Here is an 8,270-nt window from a genome sequence, read left to right as displayed (position 1 = left end):
AGTGCAAACCCATCGAATGCAAATGCCGAATCTTTGCCCAGTCATCCAAATTGATCACCTTCCATAGTGGCTAGGTGGCCCTGTTTTCAATCGGCAGAAACGGCATCACATTCGGTCGGCGTCAACAGGGCTCCGGCTTATTTCTCTTCACAACATCCGGTGTCGTCATCACGGCACCTTCCCCGCCAGGCTCACGCCTGGCGTGTCAGGCCAGAAACACCGAATTCGAGACAGTCCCTGCATACAGATCCACCCTGGACTCCATAACTGCCTTCCACCGCTGACACCACAGGGTCAGATAATCAACGGTGCAGGTGGACGTGAATCAGACCGTCACAACACCCCGGCAAGCCGCCAGGTGGTAGTGAACCAAGCCGTCATCATGGACTCCACTCAAGCTGTCACAGACAGGCCGCGGCGCCCTAAGGGTGCCGCTCTAGTCGCGGACCGGCGGGTATGCGCGGTCGGGGCAGGAAGGGTGAGCATCCAGAGCCTTGCTGCGTCCGCGCGCTCAAGCGCTGCCGCTGCTACTTCAATCGCAACCCTAGAGTCATGCGGGTCGGTGGTCCAGCTGTCTTCTGCCACGACAATTCGGCCTTCATCACCGGGCCGGCGTTGCCGCCGAAGCGATGCGCGAACTTCCTCGCGGATGGCGTCCGCACTTGCGGGCTGCGGTCACATCGTTACGCCCGATGCAGCCACCTCAGCCAGCGTCATCTGGAAGGTACTTTCCTAACGGATACCGCGTCACTGCTGGCCGCATCGGTTGCGGCATATTCGTGCCTATATAAGGTGGCTTTGACCCATCCGACGAGTCGGGCAGAGCCGGCGCCGGTTTTTCCTGCAATCCTGGCCTGGGGAGAACCAGGGGTTAATGCCACAGGCGGCAATGCCTGCGCTGTGAGTCGGGCACACGAAGAGCTGGTTTGGGGACTCCAAGGAGCTACGGGTGCGTCACCCTTTCGCTCGCAAGGGCCATCTTGTTTGCTACTGGTTGCTGAAAGACGCATCGAAACTGGTTGCTGGCTCCTCCCAGAGGAGGGAACGGACGAAGTCAATGGCCTCGGCGGCGCCTCGCATGCGGTCCATTCCTGCATCTTCCCACTCAACTGAGATGGGCCCGGTGTAGCCGATACTCCGTAGGGCTCGGAAGGAGTCCTCCCATGGCACGTCTCCGTGTCCTGTGGAGACAAAATCCCAACTTCGTCGTGGGTCTCCCCAGGGGAGATGGGACCCGAGGACCCCATTCTGTCCGGTGGGTTTACGCAGTCGGGTGTCTTTGCAGTCGACGTGGTAGATACGGTCGGCGAATTCCACGATAAACCCGACGGGATCGATGTTTTGCCACACCATGTGGGAAGGGTCCCAGTTGAAGCCGAATGCGGCACGGTGATCGATAGCGTCAAGTGTACGAACGCTGGTCCAGTAGTCATATGCGATCTCGCTCGGGTGCACCTCGTGGGCGAAACGGATCCCCTCGGAGTCGAAAACATCGAGAATAGGGTTCCAGCGGCGAGCGAAGTCTTCATAGCCGTCGTCGATGACTGCTGTGGGAACTGGCGGGAACTGCGCGACATAGGGCCAAATTTTGGAGCCGGTAAACCCGACAACAGTTTCCGCACCAAGCTTTCGAGCGACACGGGCTGCCCGTTTCATATCCTCAGCTGCACGCTGCCTAACTCCTTCCGGTTCCCCATCACCCCATGTGGAGGGTCGAAGGATCGCTTGATGGCGAAAGTCGATCGGGTCGTCGCAGACCGCTTGTCCGGTGAGGTGGTTGGATATCGCGAACACTCTCAACCCGAAGGTGTCCAGTATTTCCAGGCGGGAGCGAAGATAGCGGTCGTCCTGGTCGGCGCGTTCAAGGTCGAGATGGTCGCCTGAGGCGGCGATCTCGAGGCCGTCGTAGCCCCATTCCGCTGCGAGACGGGCAACGTCAACGAACGGCAGGTCTGCCCATTGTCCGGTGAAGAGAGTGACGGGTTGAGTCATGATGTTCCTGACGACTGGCGCGGGGCTGATGCGAGAAGATTCTTTTATGGGAAGGGTCACTGCGGGGCACGGCTCGATAGCCGCGCGCCGCAGTTCAGACCCGTGCGGGTGCGAGGTCGTTGAGGATGTTCTGTTCGAGCGTGAGGTGGCGGCCGAGCTGTTCCTGAGCATCGTCGTTGTGGAACGCGTGCCCTTCGTACTCGGACATCAGCACCCCTTGGAACGAAGACGCGGTTATGGCTTCGAGCAGCGGCCGCATCGGGATGGTCGGGTCCTGAAGGTCCTCGCTGATGTAATAGAACTTCGAGTGGAAGTAGAGGGACCGCCCGAGGAGTGTTTTGAAGCCGTCAATGTCTGCCGGTCCGAAGGAAAGGAAACCGAAGAAGTCGGCGATTGCCTGACGCTCTGCCTGACCGCCACCCTGAGCGCGGACCTGCTCGAGCAGGTCAGCCTCACTGATCCCGGAGTGGCGGTTCGCGATGATATATTCGAGCAGTTCGGGTGAGGCGCCGTTGTTGATGTACTGATTGAGGCCCGGGGCGGTGGGGCGTTCGATGAAGCAGCCGAAGTCGGGGATGAAGCCGAGCCGGTCGCTGCCGATATCTTCGAATGCGGCGAGTTGTTCCTGAATGTGGGCGTCGGATGGCTTGGAGGGAGCGTGTACTTCGATGCCGATACTGACGCCGTAGTATTCCGCTAGTTGCGCGGCTAGCGGGAGTAGGTGGTTTGGGATGTTCGTTTCCCTGACGAAAGCGGCTCCGAGTTCCCGTGCCGTCATGAGATCGGCGGTGAGGTCAAGGATGAAGTCCTCGTCCGTCGGGGTGTGACCTGTAATTCGTCCGAAGTCGATGTACCCGCCGTAGCTGAACGGGGTCACGTGGTGCTTTTCGGCGGCGGCGAGGATTCGGTCGATTTCGCCGGCGCCGGGCCGCGGGTACTCGTTGAACTGGCAGGCGCCAACAAGTTCAAACTTTTGCACACCGAGTTTATTGAGTTCTTCGAACATGGTGTCGGCGCTGTAGCTGGGCTGTTCGACGTAGCGCTGGTTATAGCTGTAGAGCGAGATGCCCTGTTCGATTCCGTTGATGTTCATGCCGCTTCCTTGAGAGTGAGGGTTCGGGTGGCCGAGTTGTCGATCTGGCCCCATATGCCGGGGGCGAACTGCATGTAGACGCAGCGCATGATGAGGCCAATTTCGACTATGTGGTCGCCTGGTTTCAGACCGCCCTGATACACCAGCACGGTGAGGTTCTTTTTTACGGACCAGAAGTCGGAGAACGCGAGTGGGAGCTGGCTCAGGGGGAAGAGTTTGCCGTCGAACTCGAAAAGGAGGAGGTGGTCGGGGATCTGCTCGCCGTCGATACTGAGGGTGAATTCTTCGACAGCGGACAGGGGCAGGCCTCGGTAGTAGTTGAGTCCGATATCGAGTCGGAAGCCGACGGGTCCTGTTTCGAGGGCGATAGCGGTCAGGGCGTCGGGGCGGAGGACTTTGTCCTCGTACGGCAGTTTCATGTAGCTGGTGGGCATGATGGTTCCCTTCGGTGGGTGGATTTCAGCGGATGGAGATCCATGAGTGGGTTGCTGCGGCGTTGAGCACGGTTTCGGTGACCCGGCTCATCCGTGCGCCGTCGGCGAAGGTTGGTAAGCGCGACCTCATGTCGCCTTTGACGGCGGCGTAGACGTCGCGTGCGAAAGCGTTGAAGGCGTCTTGGTAGCCCATGGGGTGGCCGGGTGGGACGAGGGAGAGTGCTTGTGCTGTGGGGGCAAGTGTTGGGCCGCCACGAGAGAGTGTCGTTACTGAGCCTCTCGTTCCGATTGCTAGCGAGTCTGGTCGCTCCTGGGAAAACGAGGCGCTGGCGTGGGTTCCCATGACTTCGATCTGCAGGTCGTTGTCGTGGCCTCCCGCAGTCTGGGAGACGAGAAGCGACGCGACGGCGTCATTGTCGAACCGGGCGGTGACGGCGGCAATGTCTTCTGTGTCGACGGGTTCACCGTTTCGCACCGGGTAGACGGTGCTCGTCGCGGCGGCGACCTCGACGACGCGTGACCCGGTGACGAACTCGGCAAGGTCAAGCAGGTGAGAACCGATGTCGGCGAAGGCCCGTGACCGGCCGCCGGCGTCGACATGGACGCGCCAGTTCCCGTCGGTCTCTTCCATGAGCCAGTCTTGGAGGTAGCTGCCGCGAACCGTGATGACCCGGCCGAGGTCTCCTGCCAAGACCCGTGCTTGCAGTTCTTGGATCATGGGGTGATAACGATAGACGAAGGGGACCGCTGCGACGACCCCTGCCCGTTCCGCGAGCTCCGCAAGTGGTTCCGCGTCGGCAAACTGTGCGGTGAGGGGCTTCTCGCACACCACATGTTTGCCTGCGGTGATGACTGCAGTGGCCAGGGCTGCGTGGGTGCTGTTCGGTGTGCAGATATGGATGACGTCGGCGTCGGAGTCCGCAATTAGTGAGTCGGCACTGTCGTAACCGGTTTCGATGCCCAGCAGACCAGCCGCTCTTTCCGAGCGGACGGGACTGGATGAAGCGATCCCGACAACTGTTGCGCCGGCCGCGCGGGCCGCCCGACTGTGAACGGCAGCCATGAAGCCGCCGCCAATGATTCCGACACGTACAGCTGAGTGAGGCATCCGGTGCCGCCTAGACCTGAGCCGCGAACACGGCATCCAGCTGACGCAATATCGCTGGTGTGGCGTGCGCGGCGAATGCGACGCTAGTGAGGGTGGGGTTCGTCGTCGTCGCGGTGGGAATGATTCCGTTGCCGCCGAGGAAGAGGTTGTCGAACCCCCAGACCCGCGACGAGCTGTCCACCACCGATTCCGCACCCCCGTCATCGCCCATCCGGACGGTCCCCTTGTAGTGCAGCGATGTTCCGTTCGGCATCAGGGTGGGTTCACCGCCCGGAATGAACGTCCCGAGCTTTTCGGCGACGTGCCGGAGGTCGGTCTTTGCTTCTTCGACTTCGGCAAGTTCGGCGTCCGTGAGTTCGTAGGCGATGGTCATCTGGGGCATTCCCCATTCGTCCAGCTGGCTGTCATCGAACGTCACCCGGTCCTCGGCACGCGGGAACTTCCGTACTCCGTTACCCATCGCGACGTACCGGGCTGCTCCGACGCGAAAGGTGTCTTCATCGACGGGGAAGGGGGCGTTTGCCATGTGCATGATCTGGGTTCGGTAAGGGTGCAGGCCCGCTGTGTAGGGAATACCGATGGTTGAGGCGGTGGGATCTTTCACCAGCTCGGCAACGGGTACGTCTGTTCCCGCGGCCTCGACGATGTGCTCCCCGAGCGCGACGACACTGTACACCAGCACGTGCTCTGTGAGGTGGCGGCCGAGAGCATCAGGACGGATGCCGGACGCCCAAAGAAGTTGCGGTGTCTGGAGGGTGTTCGCGGCGACGATGACGACATCGGCCGTGATGATGCTGGTTCTGCCGGTCGGCAGATGCTCTATCTCAGCTCCGGTGATGTGGCCGGCCTTGGCGATCAGTCGACGGCAGATCGTGTCGGGCTGAAGATTTATCTCAGCGTCGCCGAGGATGGTGTTCGTTCCACCCCATTCGATCGTGCCGTCGGCGCGCGGGATGGCTGACATCGGCAGCCCTGACGGCATACGCTCTTCGGGGAGTACGCCTTCGAAGTGGTCTCGGACAACGTCTTTGATGGCCCGCCCGTACGGGTTTTCGGGAAGAGTTGTGACTTTCATCACACTCTCTGCGCGATCAAGCGCCGTGTCGAGTTCTGCCTCGGAGAGGTAGGGGACCCGCTCGTCATCGTTTGGTCGGGGAGTCGCGCACGTCCAGTGCACCCCCATCCCGCCGACGCAACTGGACAGCGCCGCCGCGGGCATGCCGTCTTGGCGCCCGGGTGCGGCCAAGTAGGTGCCTCCGGGCGACATGATGGTGCCCTCGATGTGGATGGGTCTTTCCTCGTCGCCGCTTGGCTGGCCCTGCGGTCCTTGCGATCGTTCCCGGGCCCGATCGCGCTCGGCGATAGGGAGGTTCCGCACGTTCGCTCCGGCGGGGGAGGTGACCTGGGGTCCGAGCTCCAGCATGGTGATCTTTGTCCCGGGACGATCGTCGGTGATGAAACGGGCAAATGCGGTTCCGACAGGACCGCTGCCAATGATGAGGACGTCGGTATGAGAAGGCATGAGGGAGAGAGATCCTTTCGGCGAAGACGGTTCCTGCGGTGGAAGAGCGCCCGCATCTCGGGCGCCGAGCCAAGGAGGTTCGGGTGAGCCTGTAGAATAATACGTATCCGAATACTAATTCGGTTTGAGGAACATCGTCAATTCCATGCACTATTTCGGTGAGTCCTCCAGAATGGAGGTATGACGATGGCAGGAGTGGCAGAGCCGCAGCAGGAACGAAGTAGGAGATCCTTCGCGAAGGTTCGCGAGGCGTCACTTCAGCTGCTGCTTGAGCGAGGTGCCGGTTTCACGCTTGCCGATGTCAGCGCAACGGCTTCGGTTTCGATTGGTTCCATCTACGGGCGGGTCGGCAGCAAGGTGAACCTGCTCCGTCTGATACAGGGCGAGGAGTTGGACCGCATCGATGCGGAGCTCGCGGCGGAGATGAGCGACGCGGCGGAGGTGGATGCTTCCTTCGATGACGCCGTGCACGCTGTCGTGATGGCGGCGGTTGCCCCGTTAGTCCGGAACGCCGCCTTGATCCGGGTGTTCATGACCTTGGCCGATGACGCGGAGACGGCCGAGCGTGGCCGCGAGTCGTGGGAGGCCGAGCGGATTGCGTTCTGCCATGCTCTGGCCACGGTGACGGAGAGCCATGGTGTAGCCGCCTCAGCGCAAACGTTGGATTGGTGTCATGAGCTGGTTTACAGCGTGACGGCCCGGCACTTGGGGTTCGGTCTCGCTATCGGCGGACAACCCGAGGCGCGGGAGATCATGCCGACAGACGCTCTGGAAGAATCTTTGGCCGAAACCATTCGCCTGGTGCTCCGCGGTGCGGCTGAGAAGGTATAGCACGGTTCAGCCCTTCAGCCCTCCGGCAAAGCCTTGGATGAACCGTTTCTGCGCGAACATGTAAAACGCCAGGATCGGGATCATCGAGATGAGGACGACTGCGAAGATCTTGTTCCATGCCGAGACGAGCCCGCCGACGTAGGCGTACATCGCCACAGGAAGCGTCTGCGTTCGAGATCCGCCGAGGAAGACGAGCGAGTTGAAGAAGTCATTCCAGACGATGAGGCCAGCAAGAATGGCAACCGTACCCGTTGCCGGCGCCATCATCGGAAGCACGACGCGAAAGAAGGTCTGGGTCGGGGATGCGCCGTCAATGGTTGCCGCTTCTTCGTAGTCGGTCGGGAGGCCGCGGAAGAAACTAGCGTAGAGGAACAGTGACAGCGGAAGCAGAATTCCGGTCCACAGCAGGATTAGCCCCCACACACTTCCTGTCAGGCCGAGGGACCGGGCCCCGATGTAAAGAGGTACCGTTCCGAGCTGCGCGGGAAGGATGATCGCGATGAGTGCCATGTAGTACACCCATGTCGCCCATCGGCGGGTGCTTCGCGAGATCACATAGGCCGCGAGCGAGCCAAGAAGAATGAGAAGCGCAATGGTTCCGGCGGTGATGATGACGCTGTTGAGAATGCTGGTCGGGATGCTGCTTCGACCGGTCGTACTGAGGACGGTGACGAAGGAGCTGAAGTCGATCGAAGACGGCGGTGCCATGGCTGTCGTGGTGTAGATTTCCTGGTCGCTCTTCAGTGCCGTGACGATCAGGAGATAGAACGGTAAGAGCCCGATCAGCGTGGCGATCCAGACGAGCACTTCCCGGACGGCAGTGAGTTTCGTGTAACGGAACATGGTCAGGCCTTTCTGGCGGAACGGTCGCGGGTGGCATACTGCTGGAGCACGGCGAAAACAAGGATCAAGACAGTCAACACAAGGGCCAATGCCGAGCCGAACCCGAACTGACCAAGCGTGAAGGCGTTCTTATAGACCTGGGTTGCGAGGGTCTCGGTGGAACCGTTCGGCCCTCCACCTGTCAGGGCGAGAATCTGGTCGAAGATCCGGAGCCCCTGCACAATTCCCAGGGTGGTCGCGATAGCGATGGACGGCCGGATTGCAGGAACGGTGACGTTCCGAAACCGCGCCCAGAGTCCCGCCCCATCGAGAGCTGCGGCCGGGTCTGCCCAGAGTTTGGTTGTCACTGGGGGTTGATGGTTTTCAGGCCGCGTTTGCGGTTGTGTAAATTGTCTCAAACTCGACGGGGGTGAGTTTTCCGAGCGCTCGTTGGCGTCGGCGGCGGTT

General features: G+C 61.1%; 8 protein-coding genes. 1 reads left to right on the top strand and 7 read right to left on the bottom strand.

The features are described 5' to 3' along the window. Positions 1-987: 987 nt before the first annotated feature. From B7R21_RS03010 to B7R21_RS02990, 5 genes are all read right to left on the bottom strand, one after another. Complete coding sequence (locus B7R21_RS03010; protein ID WP_116281783.1) at positions 988-1,992, bottom strand: sugar phosphate isomerase/epimerase family protein; 1,005 nt, start codon at positions 1,990-1,992, stop codon at positions 988-990. Positions 1,993-2,086: 94 nt separating this feature from the next. Then, a complete protein-coding gene (locus B7R21_RS03005) occupies positions 2,087-3,085 on the bottom strand; it encodes a TIM barrel protein (RefSeq protein WP_116281782.1) in 999 nt (332 codons plus the stop codon). Beyond that, on the bottom strand, positions 3,082-3,519 hold the full coding sequence (locus tag B7R21_RS03000; RefSeq protein ID WP_116281781.1) for a C-glycoside deglycosidase beta subunit domain-containing protein: 438 nt from the start codon (positions 3,517-3,519) through the stop codon (positions 3,082-3,084). Before B7R21_RS03000 ends, B7R21_RS03005 begins: the two co-directional genes overlap by 4 nt. A gap of 25 nt (positions 3,520-3,544) precedes the next feature. Next, entirely contained in the window at positions 3,545-4,627 is a 1,083-nt protein-coding gene (locus B7R21_RS02995) for a Gfo/Idh/MocA family protein (protein ID WP_116281780.1), read from the bottom strand. A 10-nt stretch (positions 4,628-4,637) separates the two neighbouring features. After that, a complete protein-coding gene (locus B7R21_RS02990) occupies positions 4,638-6,050 on the bottom strand; it encodes a GMC oxidoreductase (protein ID WP_172592027.1) in 1,413 nt (470 codons plus the stop codon). 279 nt (positions 6,051-6,329) lie between these two features. Here B7R21_RS02990 and B7R21_RS02985 point away from each other — a divergent pair, with 279 nt between their 5' ends. Continuing rightward, positions 6,330-6,980: a TetR/AcrR family transcriptional regulator gene (locus B7R21_RS02985; protein ID WP_116281778.1), complete on the top strand. Its 651-nt coding sequence runs from the start codon at positions 6,330-6,332 to the stop codon at positions 6,978-6,980. A 6-nt stretch (positions 6,981-6,986) separates the two neighbouring features. Here the strand turns inward: B7R21_RS02985 and B7R21_RS02980 are convergent, their stop codons facing one another. Both B7R21_RS02980 and B7R21_RS02975 read right to left on the bottom strand, forming a co-directional pair. Continuing rightward, positions 6,987-7,823, bottom strand: a complete 837-nt coding sequence (locus tag B7R21_RS02980; RefSeq protein ID WP_116281777.1) for a carbohydrate ABC transporter permease — start codon at positions 7,821-7,823, stop codon at positions 6,987-6,989. 2 nt (positions 7,824-7,825) lie between these two features. Next, a partial coding sequence (locus tag B7R21_RS02975) for a carbohydrate ABC transporter permease (RefSeq protein ID WP_147305785.1) occupies positions 7,826-8,270 on the bottom strand: 445 nt, incomplete at its 5' end.

The sequence above is a fragment of the Subtercola boreus genome, from assembly GCF_003399625.1.
In the GTDB taxonomy this organism is placed as follows: Bacteria; Actinomycetota; Actinomycetes; order Actinomycetales; family Microbacteriaceae; genus Subtercola; species Subtercola boreus_C.
The sequence above is the reverse complement of the archived record's forward strand: the minus strand, read 5'-3'. Positions and strand labels throughout refer to the sequence as shown.

Bases quoted from the DNA above. Each gene is read 5' to 3' on its own strand.
- B7R21_RS03010 (WP_116281783.1), bottom strand. From the start codon at position 1,992: ATGACTCAACCCGTCACTCTCTTCACCGGACAATGGGCAGACCTGCCG.
- B7R21_RS03005 (WP_116281782.1), bottom strand. From the start codon at position 3,085: ATGAACATCAACGGAATCGAACAGGGCATCTCGCTCTACAGCTATAAC.
- B7R21_RS03000 (WP_116281781.1), bottom strand. From the start codon at position 3,519: ATGCCCACCAGCTACATGAAACTGCCGTACGAGGACAAAGTCCTCCGC.
- B7R21_RS02995 (WP_116281780.1), bottom strand. From the start codon at position 4,627: ATGCCTCACTCAGCTGTACGTGTCGGAATCATTGGCGGCGGCTTCATG.
- B7R21_RS02990 (WP_172592027.1), bottom strand. From the start codon at position 6,050: ATGCTGGAGCTCGGACCCCAGGTCACCTCCCCCGCCGGAGCGAACGTG.
- B7R21_RS02985 (WP_116281778.1), top strand. From the start codon at position 6,330: ATGACGATGGCAGGAGTGGCAGAGCCGCAGCAGGAACGAAGTAGGAGA.
- B7R21_RS02980 (WP_116281777.1), bottom strand. From the start codon at position 7,823: ATGTTCCGTTACACGAAACTCACTGCCGTCCGGGAAGTGCTCGTCTGG.